The sequence below is a fragment of the Nesterenkonia massiliensis genome, assembly GCF_000455245.1.
Lineage (GTDB): Bacteria > Actinomycetota > Actinomycetes > Actinomycetales > Micrococcaceae > Nesterenkonia > Nesterenkonia rhizosphaerae.
On sequence record NZ_HG005175.1, the window covers coordinates 24,757 to 43,720 of the forward strand.

Sequence of the window (18,964 nt, forward strand, 5' to 3'; positions counted from 1 at the left end):
GTCGAGGACCGGTTGGGAGAGGAGGTCATCTCCGGGCTGGAGCACCGCGGGCACCGCATCACTCGCGCGGGCGACTGGACGCTGGGTCGGCTCTCCTGCGTGACCCGTGACCCGGCTACTGGGCGGCTGCAGGCCGCTGCGAACCCGCGCCAGGCGCAGGGCTACGCAGCAGGACGATGACTCGCGATTCTCGTTCCGGGACTGTGACCAAACAGATCCGGGCAGACATCATCAACTCAGAACTCCCCGCCGGCTCGCGACTGACAGAAGCACTGCTGGCGGAGCGCTATCAGGTCTCGCGGATCCCGGTTCGGGAATCGCTGCGGGCCCTGGCAGCTGAGGGGCTGGTGGAGATTCGCCCCTACGCGGGGGCGAGGGTGGCTGCTGTGCCTGATGACGATGCGGCAGATCTCTTCGCGATTCGCATTGAGCTAGAAGGTGCGACGGCGCGGCGGGCAACTGAGCGTTCCCGGAATATTGCCAGCGCCGGGGGAGGGGGCGCCGGATTCCAGCAGCTGCGCGATCAGCTGAGCCAGGTGCTGATTGCTGGCGAAGCGGCAGTCTCCAGTGGTGACTTCAGGGAACTGGCTGCGCTGAATATGCGTTTCCATCAGCTGGTGGCTGAGCTCAGCGGCAGCCCGACGCTGGCGTCACTGCTGGAGCAGATCTCTGGCCGCATCGAATGGCTGTATTCGGTGAATCTCACTCAGCGTGGCGGCCAGGCGTGGGCGGAGCACCATCAGATTCTCTCGGCCATCGATGCAGGGGATCCACTGCGTGCTGCGGCGCTGATGAGCGGGCATGTGCGGAAGTCGAAGGAGTCATACTTTAAGCACATGGGAGCGAAGCAAGCTGGTTTTTCGGCAGAGGTGAGAGACTGAATCCATGAGCGTTATCAAGATCAATGCCATCACTGTCCCGGAGGGTTCAGGCGATGAACTCGGCAAGCGCTTCGCCGCCCGTCATGACTCGATGGACGGCACCGCCGGGTTCCTGGGATATGAGCTGCTGCAGCCCACAGATGGTCGCAACACCTGGCTGGTCATCACCCGCTGGGAATCGGTGGATGACTTCGAGAACTGGCGCAACTCTCAGCAATTCCAGAAGTCCCACGGAAGCAATGACGGCGACACCGCCGAACCTCGTCAGAAGCCTGTGGGCATGTCTGCTGAACTATGGAGCTACACGGTCTCGGTCACTGGCTGACATCGTGTCCAACTAGGTTCCAGCCACCGGTGCTGGTAACCTATATCGGTCAGCTCACGGGCTGACCCCCGCCTCCGTAGCTCAGGGGATAGAGCGTTGGTTTCCGGTACCAAAGGCCGCAGGTTCGAATCCTGCCGGGGGCACCATAGGCGTGATACTCGACGTAATAGAGGCTTCGGGTACCGCTGACATAGATGAATCCGAGCGCCGATCCTCAGGGGTCGGCGCTTTGTTTTTGCTCCTAGGCTGGCTCTGATCGGCCTTCTGTATCTCGGCCACGGCCTTGCGGGCCTCTGCGCTGAAGAGCACGTCGAATGGTGGCTCCAGTTGACCCTCTAGCTCGAAGTCTCCTGGCTGATCGGTCTCGTGCACCAGGATCTTGGTGAAGAAGGTCTTATTGAGTTCGCGTTTCAGCTGCTCGGGTGCGTGGCGGTAGGCGTTGCCGCAGTCCTCGGCCAGGTCCAGGGCGACGGTGATGATCTTCTCGGCCTCTTCGGCATCAGCTTCCAGAGACTTCAGACGACTCTCCAGGCGGGCCGGACTCGCCCCACCGCCCGAAGGCAAGCGTCAATAACAACCACGAATGACAGGACTTGCGGCAGATCGCCACGCAGATCGAGCTGTATCGCGCGCAGTTTGGAGTTCTTCCCCGCGGAGACAGCGACATGATTCGGCTGACGGAAGAGATTGGCCCGATCCGAGTCTCAGACCGATCCCATGTCGCGCTACACGTCAATCATCTCGACGAAGAAGAAAAGATCACCTATTGCCACCCACCAGACTCGGAAGACTATGTGCTGATGGCCCGGAGCCGATCAGGTGTGGCCTTTCGACACGGCACACCGGGAACAGGCGAGTTCGAGGTTCCAGATGGTCTGCCGGGCAGTGGCTGGACCACAGGGATGTGCGAAGCCGGAGGTTTATCGATAGCAGGAGCTAGAAGCCCGAACCGAACGATCTTCACCAGCGACGGATGGAAGGACTGGGTCAATACGTAGCGAGGTTCAGCGGAGCCAAGGTAGTTGCTTGCGCAGTTTCTCCTGCTCTTCGCGTAGCCGGGCGTGCTCTTCGCGTAGCCGGGCGTTATCGGCCTCGAGCTCCTCTGGGTTCTCGGCGTAGAACTCGCTGAGCCAATTGTTCAGCGTCGCAGGCGAGATGCCGAACTTCCGGGCAACATGGGATCGCGGCTCGTGGCTCTGCCGCGCAGCTGCGATGACCTCGCGCCGGAAGTCGTCGGAGTAGCGAACCATGCGGCTATTCTGCCGCATGACAACTCGCGGTGGAGGTAGTAGCTACCAGCGGTAGTCTCCCAGCTGGAAGTTGATCTGGCCTCCCTCGCTAATAATCTCGGCATACTCGGTGAGTTCTGGGTCTGTGAGGCTACCGCCGTCGCGTTCCCACATCTGCTTCAGAGCAGGCTTGATCTGCTCTACAGGCAGACCTGCGTGCTGAGAGGTGAACTGGTCCATCTCTCGCTGCATCTTGCGGGTTTCATCCTGGAGAGCGCCACGGGTTTGCTTTTCAATTTCACGGCGGAACGCCTTCTCATTGAAGTCCAGCTTCATCTTGGCCATGATTGGCCTCCTCTCGGTCAGCCCCGGATATTTCGGGGATCCTTGGCGGGCGGAATGGTGTGCTTGGCACGGAACTTCCCGTCAACTCCCGCGATGGTCACTTCTCCACCTCCAGCATTGTTCGAGTAGCCCCACGCCTTGTCGTAGGCAGCCTGCTGAGTGCTGGTCCGAGCAGAAGCGCGCTGATTGCCCACGCCTTTCGCTACCCAGTCGTCTCCGTCCCTATAAACGGTGTAATCGGCCTTTGCCATAGCAGCTCTCCTTTCGTTGGCCCTGATGCTGCTACTTCAAGCGTAGAGACAGGGTCGGACATCGAAAGTGTCATCGAGCGCGTGTCGCAAGATATTGTGGCTAAATCAGCGCACGAGCACTATATGTTGTGCCCATGTCCTGTTCTGGCTCTTCTCGACAGTGGCTAGTTGTGAGATAATGCAGACAGCTTGCAGAGGCGGTTCTGAGCTTGTCAGCTCCCGCTCTGCGAGGATCCAACTCCAGGCCATCTCGGTGCGGTGCGCGTCGCCGTGTCGGTGGTCGCCGGTAGTGTGGATCACGAATCACGTAACACACCTGCGGGTGAGGGAGACGCACAACCGTATGAGCAGTCGGCTCACTGAGTATCAGGCGAAGTATTTCGCCCACGAGCTCCAGCGCAGCTATGCCAATGACCATGTCGGCAAGCTGGCGGGGCTGCTCTTTGACGCGCAGGTGGAGCCCAAGCCGCATCAGATCGATGCCGCGCTCTTCGCGCTGCAGACGCCGGTCCTCAAGGGAGTGGTGCTGGCGGATGAGGTTGGCCTCGGGAAGACCATCGAGGCTGGGATTGTCATCTCGCAGTTCTGGGCGGAGCGTAAGCGCCGGGTGCTGATAGTTGCGCCGTCGAGTCTCCGTCAGCAGTGGAAGCAGGAGCTGTACGAGAAGTTCCTGCTCCCGGCCCAAGTGGCCGACAGCAGGAACAAAGATGCTCTGCTGGCTGAGGCCAACACGTCTCGGGCGGAGATCATCATCTGCTCCTACGAGTTCGTGTTGCGTCACCAGGATGCGCTGCTGCGGCACTGGGATCTGGTGGTTGCCGATGAGGCGCATCGGCTGCGCAATCACTACACCAGCAAGGCCAAGATCGCCGACGCCGTCTCCAGCGTCGTGCGCGGCGCGACGAAGACAGTGTTACTGACGGCGACGCCGTTGCAGAACCGGCTGGAGGAGCTTTACGGGCTGGTCTCGGTCTTTGACCCGAATTACTTCACCTCGCTGGATGCCTTCCGCGAGCGGTACATCAAGAACCGCGACTTCACCGGCGATGATGACCTGGTTGCCCGCGTGGCCGCGCTCTCCAAGCGCACGCTGCGTCGGGATGCGCAGAAGTACATTCGTTTCACCAAGCGCATGCCGCTGACGGTGGAGTTCACCCCGTCGGCAGAAGAACAGCGGCTCTACGAGCTGGTCAACGACTATCTCCAGCGCGATGAACTATTCGCCTTTGCTGGTTCCCAGCGGCACCTGAGTGCCCTGATTATCCGTAAGCGCCTGGGGTCTTCGACCTATGCTGTGGCGAGTACTCTGGAGAACATTGCCAACCGGCTGTCGGATGAGTTGGCGACCGGCCAGCGCCGTGATGGCCGCGGCGGTCTGTTCGTCGACGACGATCTCACCAGTGATGAATTGGAAGAAGCCGAAGAGACTCGTCGAGAAGATCGCTTCGATCCGAATGACCAGTCGATCACCAAGGCGATCCGTGCGGAGGTCCAAGAGCTACGCGACTACGCTGCACTGGCTCGCTCGATCACGGTCAACCAGAAGGCGGTCAAGCTGGGCGACGCGCTGGATCAGGGTTTCGCCAAGCTGCGCGAGATTGGGGCACCCGAGAAAGCGATCATCTTCACTGACAGCACCAAGACCCAGGAGTACGTGGCCCACACGCTCCAGGAGAACGGCCGCGGCGAGGGGCTGGTGCTGTTTAACGGCACAAACGATTCACCGGAGGCCACTCGGATCTATCAGGACTGGCTGAAGCGTCACCGCGAGTCCGACATGGTCACCGGTATCCCGGCAATGGATCGGCGCAAGGCGCTGGTGGACTACTTCCGCGATCAGGGCACCATCATGATCGCTACCGAAGCGGCAGCAGAAGGTATCAACCTGCAGTTCTGCTCGATGCTGGTCAACTATGACCTGCCGTGGAATCCGCAGCGCGTGGAGCAGCGCATTGGGCGTGTGCACCGCTTCGGGCAGAAGCACAACGTGGTCGTGGTCAACTTCTCCAATAAGGGCAACGTCGCCGAGCAGCGCATCCTGGAGCTGTTGGAGACCAAGTTCCACCTGTTCGAGAGCGTCTTCGGTGCTAGCGACGAGGTGCTCGGTGCTATCGAGGACGGCCTGGACTTCGAGAAGAAGATCTCCGATATTCTCAACCGTCACCGCACCGCCGCGGAGATCGACGCAGCCTTCAAGCAGCTGGAGCAGCAGTACGCTTCCGAGATCTCGCAGGAGATGGCCAGCGCCAAAGCCAAGGTCTTCGACAACCTCGACCCGCACGTTCAGGATCGACTGAAGGCCTACGATGCCCAATCGGGTGAGGTGCTGAACAAGTTCGAGCGTCTCTTGCTGGCACTGACCCGCCACCAGCTCCAGAACTATGCGGACTTCCATGGGGATGGACGGCAGTTCATCCTGCGCTCCGCCCCGGTTGCTGATGTGCCGACTGGGCAGTACTTCTTCAAGTCCAAACCGCTGGAGAACGGACACCAGTACCGCTACGCCAGTCCGCTGGCCGAGCACGTCATCGATACTGCCCAGGCCGCAGATACACCGGCGCGTGAACTGACCTTCAGCCTCAGCGAATCCGAGCGCGTCACCAGTGGCGCAAAGAGCCTAGCTGGAGAGTCAGGTGAACTGACCGTGAACCTGGTGACCTTCAGTATGACCGCGGGCGAGCAGGACATCTCCGAGTCCTACATCCTGGCAGGTGGCTACACCGACAATGGCGACTGGATCGACGAAGAACACGTCGCTGACCTGCTCGACCTCACCTGCACAAACATCGGCAGTGACGTCCAGATCGACACTTCACGGTTCACAAAGAAACTCGATGAACGCAAAGCAGAACTCGAACACGAGGTTCAGGGCCGGAACGCGCAGTACTACAACCAGCAGGAGGAAGTCCTCGACCGCCAGATCCAGGACAAGCGCGCCGAATACAACGCCAAGCTGCGCGAGTACGAGGCCAAAGAGAGGGAAGCCCGCAAGCTCGCCAAGAACTCGGACGACCCTGCCGAGCAGCTCAAACACAAGAAGAACGCCCGCAAATGGGGTCAGCGGATTCACGAGGCCGAGGACGATTTCCGAGTGGAACGCCGCCGCCTGCGCGAACAGGCCGACGAATACCTCGAACTCATCGAGCAAGCCTTGCAAGGCACTCAGTCCATCGACCACCTGTTCAGCATCCGCTGGCGCATAGAACCCTAGCCACAAACTTAGAGAATTGTTAATATATATTCAGAAAGATGAAAATATATGCATGACGAACTGAATAAAATTCCAGGCACTACGCCAGACTTCCGCACCGAGCTGGCCGAGAAGCTGGCAGACCTGGTACCCGAGGCGGTAGCCGACGGCAAGATTGACACCAAGAAGCTAGAGGAGCTGCTCAACGGCGACGCAGCTGATACCCGCGAACGCTTCGGCCTGTTCTGGCCAGGCAAGAAGCGCGCCCTCCGTGCGGCACAGGAGCCGACCACGGCGACCCTGGTGCCGGACAAGGAGAACAGCAAGGACTGGGATACCACCCAGAACGTTTTTATCGAGGGCGACAACCTCGAGGTCCTGAAGATCTTGCAGAGGCACTACCACGGCAAGATCAAGATGATCTACATCGATCCGCCGTACAACACCGGCAAGGACTTCGTGTACCCGGACAACTACCAGGAGGGCCTGAAGTCCTATCTGGAGTTCACCAAGCAGGTGGACGAGGGCGGCAAGAAGATCAGCACCAACAGTGACCAGGCTGGGCGCTACCACTCGAACTGGCTGAACATGATGTATCCGCGACTGAAGCTCGCGCGGAACTTATTGACTGACGACGGAGTCATCTTCATATCCATTGACGACCATGAAGTCGACAACCTAAAGAAGCTCGGTAATGAGGTGTTTGGCGAAGGGAACTTCGCAGGGCAGATCATCTGGAAGAACAGCAGTAAGAACGACCAGGACTATGTCTCGGTTCAGCATGAGTACTTCCTTGTGTGGGTGCGGAGCAAGAACTTCAATAAAGGTCAGTGGGTAGAGCACAAAGAAGGCCTGGATGCCATTTACAAGAAGTTTGATGAACTGCACCGTAAATACGGCACAGATTGGGACACTATCCATGCCGAGGCTTTGAAGTGGTTCGGAGGATTCAACGAGTCAAATCCGATCTATGCTAGCAAGCATTACTCATGGATGGATGAGAAAGGTGTCTATTCACCTCAAAATATCGCTGGACCGAATTATGGTCAGTACCGCTACGATGTAATTCATCCTGTAACCAATAAGCCTGTTAAAGAACCCGCCAGTGGTTGGCGATACCCCGAGCCAACCATGCTCAAGCGGATTGAGCAGGGTCTTGTGAAGTTTGGCAAGGATGAAACCACGGTTCCTAATAACAAGGTCTATCTCCGTGATAACGAAACTCAGAGCTTAACCAGCATCAAATTCAAAGATGGCCGTGTGTCCTCAAATGCGCTGAAGACCTTGTTGGGTGGATCGTACTTCACGAATCCTAAAAACGTAGACCTCCTGGCTCAGTTTATTCAGGCAGTCGGAGTTTCTGGTGATGACATCGTTTTGGACTTCTTTTCTGGTTCAGCCACGACAGCACATGCTGTTATGCAGTTGAACGCTCAGGATGGCCAGTCACGCAGACACATCCAGGTGCAGCTCCCAGAACCGCTGGACGAAAAGGATGAGGCACATAAGGCTGGGTTCCGCACGATTGCCGATATATCCCGCAAACGCATCTCACTGGCCGCAGGGAAGATCCGTGAGGACTACCGGGAGAACCTGGAGAACCGGGGTGTGAGTATTGACCTCGGCTTTCGGAGCTTCCGACTCGCCGACACTAACTTTGCCAAATGGCGTCTCACCAGCGATGTTGCGGAAACAGAACTTGAGCAGCACCTGCTTAGCTTGCGTGAGAGCGCTGACGATCAGGCATCACAAGAGGCTTTGCTGACAGAGCTTCTGCTGAAGCGCGGATACTCACTGACCGAGCAAGTCGACGTATTCGACGTTGCTGGGCTGGAGATCCACGGCGTTAAGGATGATGAGGGCGACTACGGTCTGCTGGCGTACCTGAATGAGCACCAGAAGCCGTCACTGGAAGGGCTGCGAGCATTGGTCGATGCGGCCGAGGCGCAGATCGTGATCCTGGAGGATGCCTTCCAGGGCGACGACCAGCTGAAGACGAACTTGGCGCAGCTGTGTAAGTCCAAGGGCATTGAGCTGTGGACGGCGTAAGGGGCTGGCAATGAAGTTCAAGTTCCAAGACGACCTGCCCTACCAGCTCGACGCGATCAACTCCGTGGTTGATCTGTTCGATGGTCAGCCGCAGGATGCGGAGAAGCTCGCTACGCGACTCCAGGGACGGATGCCGGAGACAGATTCCGAATCTCAGGCATCGCTGGACCTCGATTTGCGCCAGGAAGTCGGCGCTGTCGGTAACAACCTGGTACTCGACCATGACTCGGTGCTGAAGAATCTCCAAGAGGTACAGGACCGAAATGGTCTGCTGGTCTCCGAGGACCTTGCTGATGGTGCGCTGGACTTCGATATTGAGATGGAAACCGGAACTGGTAAGACCTACGTCTACCTGCGCACGATCTTCGAGCTCGCCCAGCGGTACAACTTCAGCAAGTTCGTCATCCTGGTGCCGAGCGTGGCGATCCGTGAGGGCGTCAACACCAGCATTGAGCTGATGCGCGAGCACTTCCGGAAGCTCTACCCGGCGCTGCCGTTCGATGCGTCTGTGTATAGCGGCCAGACTGCGGAGGAAGTGCAGTCGTTCGCGACCTCCACGAACGTGCAGATCATGGTGATGACCATTGACTCTGTGCGTGGCGATAAGAACACCCGCATCATTCATCAGGAGCGGGACAAGCTCAACGGGCTGCGGCCTATCGATTACTTGAAGGCCACGCGGCCTGTGGTGGTCATGGATGAGCCCCAGAACATGGAGTCCCTGCTCTCCCAAAGCGCGATCGGTGAGCTCGATCCGACCTGCACGCTTCGCTACTCCGCTACTCACCGCAAGCAGCGCAATGTCATCTACCGGCTGGACCCGGTGGATGCGCATGACCTGAACCTGGTGAAGCAGATCGTGGTGGCCGAGACCACGCAGCATGGTTCGGACGCTACTCCGTACATCAAGCTGGTGGACGTGCGGCGTGAGCCGCGATGGGAAGCCAAGCTCGAACTCTCTGTACGGAAGAAAGACGGTTCTCTGGCGCGTACCGAGAAGTGGGTGCGGCAGAACCAGGACTTGGCCACAGTTACCGACAACTCGGCGTATGAAAACAATTGGCGCGTCAATGAGATCAGCCTCGAACCGGCCTTCATCGAGCTGACCAACCACGGGATGCTCCAGCTCGGCGAGGAGATCGGCGGTAACGCCCAGGCGATCTACCGCGAGATGATTCGCGAGACCATCCGTGAGCACCTGCGCAAGGAAATGATCCTGCGCGAACAAGGTGTGAAGGTGCTGAGCCTGTTCTTCATCGACAAGGTCGCCAGCTACATGGGCGATGGCACCAGTAATGATGACGCGGACGGGCAGTTCGCCCAGTGGTTCGATGAGCTGTTCCGCGAGGAACGCGATAAGTCACCGATTTACCAGGAGCTCCTGCCCCAGGATCCAACTGAGTTGCGTCGGGCATACTTCTCTGCCATCCGGAAGAAGAACTCCGTAGAGTACAAGGACACCTCCGGCTCAACCAAAGCAGATGACGATTCTTACGACCTGATCATGCGCGATAAGGCGCGGTTGCTCAGCCAGGACGAGCCAGTGCGGTTCATCTTCTCCCACTCTGCCCTGCGTGAGGGTTGGGACAACCCGAATGTCTTCCAGATCTGCACCCTGCGCGAGATGGGTGCCGAGACCGAGCGTCGCCAGACCATCGGGCGCGGCCTGCGCCTGCCGGTGAATTACAGGGGTGAGCGCATCAGCGACCGCGGCATCGCGCAGCTGACTGTGATCGCCAATGAGTCTTACCAGCAGTTCGCCAAGAGCCTGCAGCAGGACTACGCCAAGGCCGGTGTTCAGATCGGGTTCGTGCGCAAGGGCGAGTTCTCAAAGATCATCCACCCCGAGGCACCCGATGAACGCGGTATTGGCTTCCAGAGGTCTGCCTCTATTTGGGAGCACCTGGTCCAGCGCGGGTTCCTGGACAAGGACGGCAAGGTGCTGGCGAACTTCGCGCCGCAGAACGAGGGCTTCACCCTCGGCTTCAACGCGGACTTCGCCTGGGCCGAGCAACCGGTGATCGCTGCGGTGAATAAGTGCAAGCTGGAGAACGTGGTCAAGCCTCGGAAGAACCGCCGACCCCGGAAGCTGAACAAGCAGCTGTATATGAGCGAGGAGTTCCAGGACTTCTGGGACGCGATCTCGCGGCGCACCACCTACCGCGTGGAGGTCCAGCGAGATGAACTGATCCGCAACGCCGTGGCCGCAATCAGCAAGGAAACCGAGATTCAGCCGCTACGCATCCAGGTCACCAAGGCCGGAGTGCAGATCCTCCGCGGTGGCGCGAAAGGCCAGGAACTCAGTAGCCGCCAGGCAGACCTGCGAGGTGGGTACGACCTGCCGGATATCATCTCCGAGCTTCAAGAGGCAACGTCGCTGACCCGGAAGACGATCATCGACATTCTGGTGCAGTCACGGCGGCTGGGCGAGTTCATCTCCAACCCGAACGACTACATTCAGATGGTCAAGCGATGCATCACCACTGAGCTGTCGAAGATCGTGGTCGAAGGTATCCAGTACGAGCCGATTGCCGGAAGCGTCTACGAACTGCGCGAGCTTCAGGAAGATGGCACGAAGGAGAAGGACCGCTTCATCGACCAGATGTACGAGGTCAAGAACCAGCAGAAGACCGACTTCGACTATGTCGTCTACGACTCGAGCGTGGAGCGGCAGTTCGCCGAGATGCTGGACTCCCGCGAGGACATTCGCCTGTTCATGAAGCTGCCCGACAAGTTCAAGATCGACACCCCTGTCGGGCCGTACAACCCGGACTGGGCGATCGTGAAGGTCGAGGACGGCCAGCAGAAGCTCTACATGATCCGCGAAACCAAGAGCACCAGCGACGCTAACCAGCTGCGCCCGACCGAGCAGGCCAAGATCGACTCAGCTAAGAAGCACTTCGCCGCCATCGGCGTCGACTACGCCAAATCAAGTCCAGACGGGTGGAATCTGTGAGGATCAAGTCGGTAAGAATCAAGAACTTTCGGGCGCTTAAGGACGCGCAGATTGAGTTCGACTCAGTCACCACGTTCATCGGCCCCAATGGCGTCGGCAAGTCAACAGTACTTAGAGCTCTGGACTGGTTCTTCAATCGCGGCAAAGGACAAGAACTCACGGAGGCGGACTACTCGTTCGGCGTCATAGATGAGGACATTTCAGTCCAAGTAACCTTCACCGATCTCACAGATACAGACCGCGAGGCACTGGGTAAGTACGTAACCGAAGGGACGACCACATTCACGGCCTGGAAGATCCACCGTGCATCGAACGGTGAGGAGATTCTTTCCGCTAACGCCAAGGGGTACCCAGACTTCACGCCGATTAAGGCTGAGTCCAAAGTTGCTGAGAAAAAGAAGCTCTACAGTGCATTGCGATCTGAGCGGTCAGACCTGGAACTTCCCTCGGCCGTGACAGGGCCTGCCATCGAGCAGGCAATGACGGAATGGGAAGCCAACCACGTCGAGCAACTTGAAGATGTCAGCGAGGCCCTCGAGACCAACTTCTTCGGGTTTAACAGTGGCGGCAAGATGAGTGGACTTTTCGACTTCGTCCTAGTGACGGCTGACCTTCGAGCAAGCGAAGAGTCCACAGATGGAAAGTCGAGCATTATCGGGCGCATCCTAGAGAGATCCGTGGACCGCACCGCTGCAGATGAGGATATCGCCAAGATTGTCGAAGAGAGTCGCCAGAAGCAACAAGAGGTCTACAGGGAAAAGTTCAATGATCAACTCAAAGGACTCACCACACAGTTGAACGAGGTTGTTCACACTTACGCACCGGACCGCGAAGTAAGGGTCACCCCGTCGGAGGTGGAGCTCAAAGCGCCGCGCACGACTTTCTCAGTGTCTGTGTTAGATGGTGAAGATCAAACCCCCGTTGAGAACCAAGGGCATGGATTTCAACGAACACTTCTCGTATCTGCGCTGCAGGTTCTGGCGGAATCAGGCACGGCGGGCGACCAAGGAGTTATTTGCCTGGCTATGAACCGTACTGGGTTCAGTTCCGTTTTTCTGATGCGGGAAGTTCCTCCCGCTGGTGTTCATAGTAGGCCGCCTCCACTTCGGCGGGGGTCTGGTGGCCCAGGTGTTCGTGCAGTCGGGCAGTGTTCCACCAGTGCACCCAATTCATCGTGGCGAATTCCACCTCTGTCAGGGACCGCCACGCCGGCTGGGAGTAGATCAACTCAGTTTTGTACAACCCGTTGATGGTCTCGGCTAGTGCATTGTCATACGAATCCCCGATGGATCCCACCGATGGGTGGATCCCGTGATCGGTGAGCTTCTCGGTGTAGGCCACCGCGACATACTGACCTCCGCGGTCGCTGTGATGAACCAGTCCGACGTTCTTCTGCCTTCTGGCGGTGGCCAGAGCATGTTCCAATGCTTCTAAGGAGAGCGCTTCGGTGGTCATCGAAGACCTGGTCGCCCAGCCCACGATCCTGCGGGAGTAAGCATCGATCACAAAGGCGGTGTAGACGAACCCCGCCGACGTTCTGACGTAGGTGATGTCAGCTACCCACAGCACCCCAGGTGCGGGTGCTTTGAAGTTGCGCTCCACCAAATCAGGACGATGATCCGGCACCGGGGCAGGGACCGTGGTGCGAGGTTTCCGGCCCCGCACGGCTCCTGTGATCCCGGCTTTGCGCATCAGACGGTAGGTCTGGTCCCGGCCGATGTCCCAGCCTTCTCGGCGCATCGCGTGCCACATCTTCCGCACCCCGTAGACGCTGTAATTCTCCGCGTAGATGCGCTGGATCTCAGGGATCAGCATGTCGTCTTTGAGGTCTCTGGCCGAGCGGACCCTGGTCTTGGCTGCCCGGTAGCCGCGAGAGGTGATGAACCCACCTTCTGCTTCGCTGAGGACGCGGCAGATGCGCTCGACCCCGAAACGATCCTTGTGTGCATCGATGTAGCGGATCATCTCGTGGTGGGACGGTCGAGCTCCGCGGCGAAAAACGCCGAAGCGCTCTTGAGGATCTCATTAGCGCGTTTGAGTTCCCTGACCTCGCGACGCAACCGTGTGAGCTCAGCGAGTTCCTGACTGGTGGCCCCAGACTCCTCGCCGGCGTCCCGGCGGGCCTGCTTCGCCCAGTTATTCAACGTATGCGGCGAAACACCGAGCTTCTCACCGACTGCTGCAGCCGCGCTCCACCGAGATGACTCCTCAATACGCCGATGGTCCTCCATCATCCTCAGAGCACGCTGCTTGAACTCCGAGGTATACCCCGTCCTAGTGCTGGTCATGGTCCAATCCTCCTGAATCAAATAGGACGGAACCAAACCCAGTACGGTTCAGAGAGTACAGGACCAAAGAATCCAAGAAGCGCGCCGAGGCAGATAAGGCTCGGCAAGAAGCCGGACGGTCTAAGAATGCCTCGACCATAAAAATGAAGCTAAGGCGGGCTGATCAGCGAGACAAAGAGGCAGCTACTGCGGGCAAAGAGGCCAGTAAGTGGCAGAAGAGGGCTTCAGACTACGCGAGACAAGAAACCGACAAGCAAAAGCAACTGACGCGTGCAGAAGCTTCTGAGGCTGGAGCAGCTGCAAGGAGGCAGAAGAAAGAAGCCGCGCTGGCTCAACGCCGAGAAGTAGCCGAACGCGCTGAATCTGAGGGGCGGTTGGCTCGAGCTGAACAGGCCGTAGGCGAGGTGATGACTATGCTCCGTGCCCCGAAGCCCGAGAAGCTTCGGATTCTGCTTCTTGGATCAGCTTCCGAGGGCGATTTGCGAGTTGGTCGGGAGCAAAAGCGGATCCGGTCCGCAGTCGAGTCCGCACTCCACCGGGATCTTGTTGAGCTCGATGTCAGGCCAGCCGCGACTACTGAGGACTTGCTCGACGGAATTACAAAATTCCGTCCTCATGTTGTCCACTTCTCAGGGCACAGCAACGAGGACCTTATCGTGTTCGAACGCGAGCAGGACAATCACCATCGTGGCCACCCAGTTCCGGCCCAGGCCTTTGTTCGGGCTATAGCTGCAACCGATGATCCTCCACTTCTGGTACTTCTTAATGCTTGCAAGTCTGCGGGGCAGATAGATCAGCTCGTTCAGGAGATAGTCCCTTTGGCTATCGGCATGTCCGACAGTATCGATGATGGAGACGCAATCGTTTATGCTGCTCAGTTTTACGCCGCAGTTGCCAATGGCCAGTCTGTGCGTGCGGCACATGCTTCGGGCCAAGCCGCGTTAGAACTTGCCGGTCTGGAGGGACACGATTTGCCAACTCTGGCCACATCCGAAGGGGTTGACCCCTCAAGTGCGGTACTCGTGAAGCCCGCAGAATAGACGCTGAGCACTCTTCTGTTGTTCTATAGGTTTCGCCGCGATGCCGTGTACTTCGAGATCGTGCGCTTACTGACCTTGAACTCCTTGACCAGTTGGGCGTAGGTCGCGCCCTCCGCGCGGCGCTTCCGCATGGCCTCTGCCTGCTCGGGTGTCAGGTCTGGCGTTCGCCGCGGGATGTCGTTCACCTGGAGAATTCGCTGAATGGTGGACCGTGAGCAGCCGAACTTCTCGCTGATGGCCCTGACCGACACCCCGCCCTGGTAATCCTGGATCAGCTCCTTCGTCTCGGCAGGCGTGAAGCTACGCGGGCGTCGGCCCCGTTGCTTCTTCTGCGGTAGCTGCGGCTTCGTAGGGGTGTAGGCGATATGGCTATACTTCTGCTTGACCTTGGTAGCCGCTTGGACTGACCCCTGGATTTGACGGACTTTTATCGCATCGCAGCCCGAGAGGCGCACCATAAGCGTGATATTCGACGTAATAGTGCGTTCGGGTGCCGCCGCTACAGATGAATCCAAGCGCCGATCCCCAGGGGTCGGCGCTTTGTTTTTGTTCCTGGGCTGGCTCTTCTCGGCCTTCTGGATCTCGGCCACAGCCTTGCGAGTCTCGGCGCTAAATAGCACATCTAATGGCGGCTCCAGCTGGCCCTCTAGCTCGAAGTCTCCTGGCTGGTCGGTCTCATGCACCAGAATCTTGGTGAAGAAGGTCTTATTGAGTTCGCGCTTCAGATGCTCGCGCGCGTGGCGGTAGGCCTTGCCGCAGTCCTCGGCCAGATCCAGGGCGACGGTGATGATCTTCTCGGCTTCCTGGGCAGGCGGCCAGATCGCATACGAGCGGGTACTTCTGTAATGGGTATTGGCCAGCCTGTGGCCGGCTGAGATGCTGAGTTCAGTCTCAGTGCGTGACCCCGGGTATTTCCGACCCTCATGAAGCGTTCAAGGGGTGTCTTGAAAATGACGTGTCCGCACTGGGCTGAGCTCGGCTTCTGCGCGCAGATGCCTTGATTAGAAGCCTGTCCGACCCCCGAGGAAACAGTGGTTGTGACTCATTACAGATGTGGACTCTGAGCGACCCCACGAGCCGGGCTGACCTTATCCGCTCTATGTCCTTGGAGGATGATTATGGTTTCCGTCGTTGAAGCTTTCGACTACGTCGTCGGTGTCGACACCCATGCACGGACCCACACCTACTGTCTGATCCAGACTCGCACCGGCGCGGTCATCGATAGCGCTCAGTTTCCCGCCTCAAAGCCCGGTAACGAACGGGCGATCAGCTGGATCCAAAGGCGCGGGAACAAGGGGCTGATGCAGGAACAGGTGACATCTGATGTTTAGCACCGCTGGTGCTGGGCAGGAGAGGATGTCTCTATGGCAGGAAAGTACCCGGTGGAGTTCCGGGAGGATGTTGTCGCGGTCGCGAAGAACCGCGAGGCCGGTGTGAGCCTGAAGCAGATCGCTGCTGATTTCGGGATCAGCTACGCGACCCTGACGAACTGGATGCGACAGGACGCCACTGATGCCGGTGAACGCGAAGGCCGCACCAGCGAGCAAAAGAACGAGCTGCGTGAGCTGCGTCGGCGTAACCGGCTGCTCGAGCAGGAGAACCTGGTGCTGCGCCGGGCAGCGGCGTATCTCTCGCAGGCGAATCTGCCGTCAAAAGGCTCTACCCGCTCGTAGGTGATCTCGCCGCCACCGATGGTGTTCCTGTGGCGGTGACGTGCCGGGTACTGAAGATCGCCCGCCAGCCCTATTACCGGTGGCTGGCCAGCCCCGTGACGGATCAGGAGTGGGATGAGGCTCACCGGCTCAACGCGCTGATTGATGCTCACCGGGAGGACCCTGAGTTCGGGTATCGATACCTCGCTGATGAGGCCGAAGAGGCTGGTTACCGGATGGCCACCAGGACTGCGTGGCGGTTGTGCAACGCCCAGGGTGTTGCTTCTGTGATCAGCCGTAAGCGCCGGGGCAAAGGCACCCGCCCAGGCCCACCAGTCCACGACGACCGGGTGCAGCGGAACTTCCACGCCGATGCCCCGAACCAGGTCTGGCTGACCGATATCGAGCGCCACGAGGCGCTTCTGAACCTTGCGGTGGTGAAAGGACACCGCTTCGCGTCTGTCGCAGCAGGCGTGTGATAGCTGGAGGACGATCTGCCGTGTTGGCGTGAATGCGGCGGGTGGAGCAGTCCTCGACAACGACGAGTCGTATCAGTACTGCCAGATGGTGCGGGCTCGGCTAGCGAGACGGAGAGGCATACGGATAGGAACCAGTGGCTGAAAGCCCCTCAATTGAAGACCACCGACTCCAACCTGGTGGATGTGGGTCGAGTTGCATCGCGCACCCTCGCCGCTTCGGTGGTGGGGAGAACTCCTGGGCTGGGTGATGTCGCCGGTCGGGAGGCCACGGTGAATGCCTGCGGCGTAGTCGTGGCGAGGATGCTGGGGCATAACTGGGTGCCGATCCCGTCGAAAGGTTCGAAAAGTGAACGTGGGAACCATCCCGGTTCCGCCGGGGCACCGTCGCAGCCAGCGACGATTTCCTCGGCCGAGTGCACGGTCTGCTGATCGGGCCGGGGTGGGGCGGAGGGCCTGTAGTAGTCCGAGGCCGGGAAAGCCGGTCACATGGCGAAGGGGTCCAGTGTGATCGCAGTGACAGAAGCAGAAAAGGAGGCACAGCCGTGAATGCGGATGTTCCGTGGCCTGCCGACACATCGGAGGCGTGGGCGCGGGTACTGACTATGCAGACGAAACTGCACCGATGGGCGACGGGCGATCCTGCTCGTCGTTTCGATGATGTGTTCAATCTGGTCTATGACCCCGCGTTCCTCGCCGCGGCGTGGAATCGGGTGGCGGGAAACAAGGGAGGCCGCACTGCTGGAGTCGATGGGATCGCGCCGCGATCCGTCACCCCGGACCGAGTGTCGGGGATGCTCGCCGATCTGCGCGAGAGCGTCAAGAACGGCGAGTTCGTCCCGGAACGGGTGCGTCAGAAGTCGATCCCGAAGGGCAACGGCAAGGTCCGTAGCTTGGGGATTCCGACGATGACGGACCGGATCGTTCAGGCCTCCCTGAAACTGGTGCTGGAACCGATTTTCGAGGCGGACTTTGTGCCGTCCTCGTATGGGTTTCGGCCGCGCCGTCGGGCGCAGGACGCGATCGCGGAGATCCACTACTACGCCTCACGTGGTTACGTGGAGGTATTTGAAGCGGACATCACCGCGTGTTTCGACGAGATCGACCACGACGCGCTCATGCAGCGTGTCCGCGGTCGCATCACCGACAAACGTGTATTGCGTCTGACCCGCGGTTTCCTGAAAGCGGGAGTCCTCAGTGAGGACGGTGTGAACAGGGACACGTTCACCGGTACCCCGCAAGGCGGGATTCTGTCGCCGTTGCTGGCAAATATCGCCCTGTCCGTGGTGGACGAGCATTTCCAACGCAAGTGGGATGCGCTCGGACCGCAATGGTCGCGCACGAAGTATCAACGCGCTGGGGGCGCGACGATGAAGATGGTCCGCTACGCGGACGACTTCGTTGTCCTCGTCCGTGGCACCCACGCTGATGCCGAAGCGCTCTGGGACGAAGTCGCTGCAGTGCTCGCGCCGATGGGTTTACGCCTGTCGGTCGAGAAGACGATGGTCACGCACATAGACACCGGGTTCGACTTCCTCGGGTGGCACATCCAGCGCCGCCGAATCAGAGGTCATGGCGGGAAAACCGCGATCTACACCTACCCGTCATGGAAGTCCCTGGCTTCCATCAAGGACAAGGTGCGGACGCTGACCCGCCGGGCATCTCATCGAACACTCGCCGACCTGCTGCGCCGGTTAAACCCGGCATTGCGGGGTTGGTGCACATACTTTCAACACGGCGTCGTGAAACACCTCTTCAGCTACATCGACCACTTCGCCTTCTGGCGGATCGTCGGCTGGTTGAAGAAACGACACCCGAAACTGAACATGCGCACCCTGGTACGTCGTCATCTGCCCGGCTGGCAGATCCGCGACCAAGGAATCGAGTTCTTCCGATGCCAGCAGGTCACCGTGGCCCGCTACCGGTATCGAGGAACCCGCATTCCCACACCATGGACGAACGCCTTGGCATGAGCACATGGAGAGCCGGATGCTCAGGAATGGGCACGTCCGGTTCGGAGGGCGGCCAGCAGAAACCCACCAGTTCAAAGACTGGCAGGGCGCTGCTGGCCGACCCTACACCGAACACCACACCGGTGAGGGCAAGCTGTATCTGTGTGCGATCAAGGACGTCTGCTCACGCCGGATCGTCGGCTACGCGATCGACTCAAGGATGAAGTCTTCACTGGCGGTGCGGGCGATCAACAGCGCGGTGGCCCGCCGTGGGGCTACCAATGTGGCCGGATGCATTCTGCACTCGGACCGAGGGTCGCAAGCCGTAAT

18 protein-coding genes, 1 tRNA gene and 2 pseudogenes are annotated in these 18,964 nt (G+C 59.2%); 16 read left to right on the plus strand and 5 right to left on the minus strand.

Translation table 11 applies throughout. The features are described 5' to 3' along the window. The 5 genes from TX78_RS14445 to TX78_RS13860 form a co-directional block, all read left to right on the plus strand. Positions 1 to 180: gamma-glutamyltransferase (locus TX78_RS14445; protein WP_044496518.1), on the plus strand; the 180-nt coding region annotated here is incomplete at its 5' end. After that, complete coding sequence (locus TX78_RS11920; protein ID WP_044496519.1) at positions 177 to 881, plus strand: GntR family transcriptional regulator; 705 nt, start codon at positions 177 to 179, stop codon at positions 879 to 881. The genes TX78_RS14445 and TX78_RS11920, both read left to right, overlap by 4 nt. A 4-nt stretch (positions 882 to 885) precedes the next feature. Then, positions 886 to 1,206: an antibiotic biosynthesis monooxygenase family protein gene (locus TX78_RS11925; RefSeq protein ID WP_044496521.1), complete on the plus strand. Its 321-nt coding sequence runs from the start codon at positions 886 to 888 to the stop codon at positions 1,204 to 1,206. 70 nt (positions 1,207 to 1,276) lie between these two features. After that, positions 1,277 to 1,352, plus strand: a tRNA-Arg gene (locus tag TX78_RS11930). Between the two features lie 447 nt (positions 1,353 to 1,799). Beyond that, positions 1,800 to 2,204, plus strand: coding sequence for a hypothetical protein (locus TX78_RS13860; RefSeq protein ID WP_147640499.1), 405 nt, complete (start codon positions 1,800 to 1,802; stop codon positions 2,202 to 2,204). A 6-nt stretch (positions 2,205 to 2,210) separates the two neighbouring features. Here TX78_RS13860 and TX78_RS11940 read toward each other — a convergent pair whose 3' ends face one another. From TX78_RS11940 to TX78_RS11950, 3 genes are read right to left on the minus strand one after another with little or no spacing between them, the layout of a single operon-like run. Then, on the minus strand, positions 2,211 to 2,456 hold the full coding sequence (locus TX78_RS11940; RefSeq protein WP_049897906.1) for a transposase: 246 nt from the start codon (positions 2,454 to 2,456) through the stop codon (positions 2,211 to 2,213). A 42-nt stretch (positions 2,457 to 2,498) separates the two neighbouring features. Continuing rightward, the gene (locus TX78_RS11945) at positions 2,499 to 2,780 is read right to left on the minus strand and encodes a hypothetical protein (RefSeq protein WP_049897908.1); all 282 of its coding nucleotides are present in this window, start codon (positions 2,778 to 2,780) and stop codon (positions 2,499 to 2,501) included. 17 nt (positions 2,781 to 2,797) lie between these two features. Further along, entirely contained in the window at positions 2,798 to 3,031 is a 234-nt protein-coding gene (locus TX78_RS11950) for a DUF2188 domain-containing protein (protein ID WP_044496524.1), read from the minus strand. Between the two features lie 343 nt (positions 3,032 to 3,374). Here TX78_RS11950 and TX78_RS11955 point away from each other — a divergent pair, with 343 nt between their 5' ends. The 4 genes and pseudogenes from TX78_RS11955 to TX78_RS14660 all read left to right on the plus strand — a co-directional run. Further along, on the plus strand, positions 3,375 to 6,242 hold the full coding sequence (locus tag TX78_RS11955; protein ID WP_044496525.1) for an SNF2-related protein: 2,868 nt from the start codon (positions 3,375 to 3,377) through the stop codon (positions 6,240 to 6,242). A 48-nt stretch (positions 6,243 to 6,290) separates the two neighbouring features. Then, a complete protein-coding gene (locus TX78_RS11960; RefSeq protein ID WP_044496526.1) occupies positions 6,291 to 8,270 on the plus strand; it encodes a site-specific DNA-methyltransferase in 1,980 nt (659 codons plus the stop codon). A gap of 10 nt (positions 8,271 to 8,280) precedes the next feature. Then, a complete protein-coding gene (locus TX78_RS11965; RefSeq protein ID WP_044496528.1) occupies positions 8,281 to 11,226 on the plus strand; it encodes a restriction endonuclease in 2,946 nt (981 codons plus the stop codon). Next, a pseudogene (locus TX78_RS14660) lies at positions 11,223 to 12,209 on the plus strand (AAA family ATPase); the annotation flags it as partial. The gene TX78_RS11965 and the pseudogene TX78_RS14660, both read left to right, overlap by 4 nt. A 58-nt stretch (positions 12,210 to 12,267) precedes the next feature. Here the strand turns inward: TX78_RS14660 and TX78_RS11970 are convergent. Continuing rightward, positions 12,268 to 13,514, minus strand: a protein-coding gene (locus TX78_RS11970) for an IS3 family transposase (protein ID WP_101750651.1) whose coding sequence is annotated in 2 segments (ribosomal slippage) — positions 12,268 to 13,217 and positions 13,217 to 13,514 — 1,248 coding nt in all. Because the reading frame shifts where the segments join, the coding sequence is not laid out codon by codon here. Positions 13,515 to 13,927: 413 nt separating this feature from the next. On the opposite strand from TX78_RS11970, the gene TX78_RS14550 reads away from it, so the two are divergent. Further along, the gene (locus tag TX78_RS14550; RefSeq protein WP_324603330.1) at positions 13,928 to 14,554 is read left to right on the plus strand and encodes a CHAT domain-containing protein; all 627 of its coding nucleotides are present in this window, start codon (positions 13,928 to 13,930) and stop codon (positions 14,552 to 14,554) included. Between the two features lie 23 nt (positions 14,555 to 14,577). Here the strand turns inward: TX78_RS14550 and TX78_RS11985 are convergent, their stop codons facing one another. Further along, positions 14,578 to 15,237: a helix-turn-helix domain-containing protein gene (locus TX78_RS11985; protein ID WP_044496531.1), complete on the minus strand. Its 660-nt coding sequence runs from the start codon at positions 15,235 to 15,237 to the stop codon at positions 14,578 to 14,580. On the opposite strand from TX78_RS11985, the gene TX78_RS11990 reads away from it, so the two are divergent. The 6 genes and pseudogenes from TX78_RS11990 to TX78_RS13380 all read left to right on the plus strand — a co-directional run. After that, entirely contained in the window at positions 15,232 to 15,429 is a 198-nt protein-coding gene (locus TX78_RS11990; protein ID WP_044496532.1) for a hypothetical protein, read from the plus strand. The two genes, TX78_RS11985 and TX78_RS11990, sit on opposite strands and share 6 nt — an antisense overlap. 243 nt (positions 15,430 to 15,672) lie before the next feature. Further along, positions 15,673 to 15,885, plus strand: a complete 213-nt coding sequence (locus tag TX78_RS11995; RefSeq protein WP_044496533.1) for a hypothetical protein — start codon at positions 15,673 to 15,675, stop codon at positions 15,883 to 15,885. A 33-nt stretch (positions 15,886 to 15,918) separates the two neighbouring features. Beyond that, on the plus strand, positions 15,919 to 16,227 hold the full coding sequence (locus TX78_RS12000) for a transposase (protein ID WP_044496534.1): 309 nt from the start codon (positions 15,919 to 15,921) through the stop codon (positions 16,225 to 16,227). 29 nt (positions 16,228 to 16,256) lie between these two features. Next, positions 16,257 to 16,685: a hypothetical protein gene (locus tag TX78_RS14015; RefSeq protein WP_049897909.1), complete on the plus strand. Its 429-nt coding sequence runs from the start codon at positions 16,257 to 16,259 to the stop codon at positions 16,683 to 16,685. Between the two features lie 542 nt (positions 16,686 to 17,227). Continuing rightward, positions 17,228 to 18,655: a group II intron reverse transcriptase/maturase gene (ltrA, locus tag TX78_RS12010; RefSeq protein ID WP_044496537.1), complete on the plus strand. Its 1,428-nt coding sequence runs from the start codon at positions 17,228 to 17,230 to the stop codon at positions 18,653 to 18,655. Between the two features lie 106 nt (positions 18,656 to 18,761). Continuing rightward, positions 18,762 to 18,964, plus strand: a pseudogene (locus tag TX78_RS13380) (DDE-type integrase/transposase/recombinase); the annotation flags it as partial.

Coding starts and splice junctions, on each gene's coding strand:
- TX78_RS11955 (WP_044496525.1), top strand. CDS start 3,375: ATGAGCAGTCGGCTCACTGAGTATCAGGCGAAGTATTTCGCCCACGAG.
- TX78_RS11965 (WP_044496528.1), top strand. CDS start 8,281: ATGAAGTTCAAGTTCCAAGACGACCTGCCCTACCAGCTCGACGCGATC.
- TX78_RS11995 (WP_044496533.1), top strand. CDS start 15,673: ATGGTTTCCGTCGTTGAAGCTTTCGACTACGTCGTCGGTGTCGACACC.
- TX78_RS11920 (WP_044496519.1), top strand. CDS start 177: ATGACTCGCGATTCTCGTTCCGGGACTGTGACCAAACAGATCCGGGCA.
- TX78_RS11960 (WP_044496526.1), top strand. CDS start 6,291: ATGCATGACGAACTGAATAAAATTCCAGGCACTACGCCAGACTTCCGC.
- TX78_RS11925 (WP_044496521.1), top strand. CDS start 886: ATGAGCGTTATCAAGATCAATGCCATCACTGTCCCGGAGGGTTCAGGC.
- TX78_RS11945 (WP_049897908.1), bottom strand. CDS start 2,780: ATGGCCAAGATGAAGCTGGACTTCAATGAGAAGGCGTTCCGCCGTGAA.
- TX78_RS11940 (WP_049897906.1), bottom strand. CDS start 2,456: ATGGTTCGCTACTCCGACGACTTCCGGCGCGAGGTCATCGCAGCTGCG.
- TX78_RS12000 (WP_044496534.1), top strand. CDS start 15,919: ATGGCAGGAAAGTACCCGGTGGAGTTCCGGGAGGATGTTGTCGCGGTC.
- TX78_RS11990 (WP_044496532.1), top strand. CDS start 15,232: ATGCACCAGAATCTTGGTGAAGAAGGTCTTATTGAGTTCGCGCTTCAG.
- TX78_RS14550 (WP_324603330.1), top strand. CDS start 13,928: ATGCTCCGTGCCCCGAAGCCCGAGAAGCTTCGGATTCTGCTTCTTGGA.
- TX78_RS11950 (WP_044496524.1), bottom strand. CDS start 3,031: ATGGCAAAGGCCGATTACACCGTTTATAGGGACGGAGACGACTGGGTA.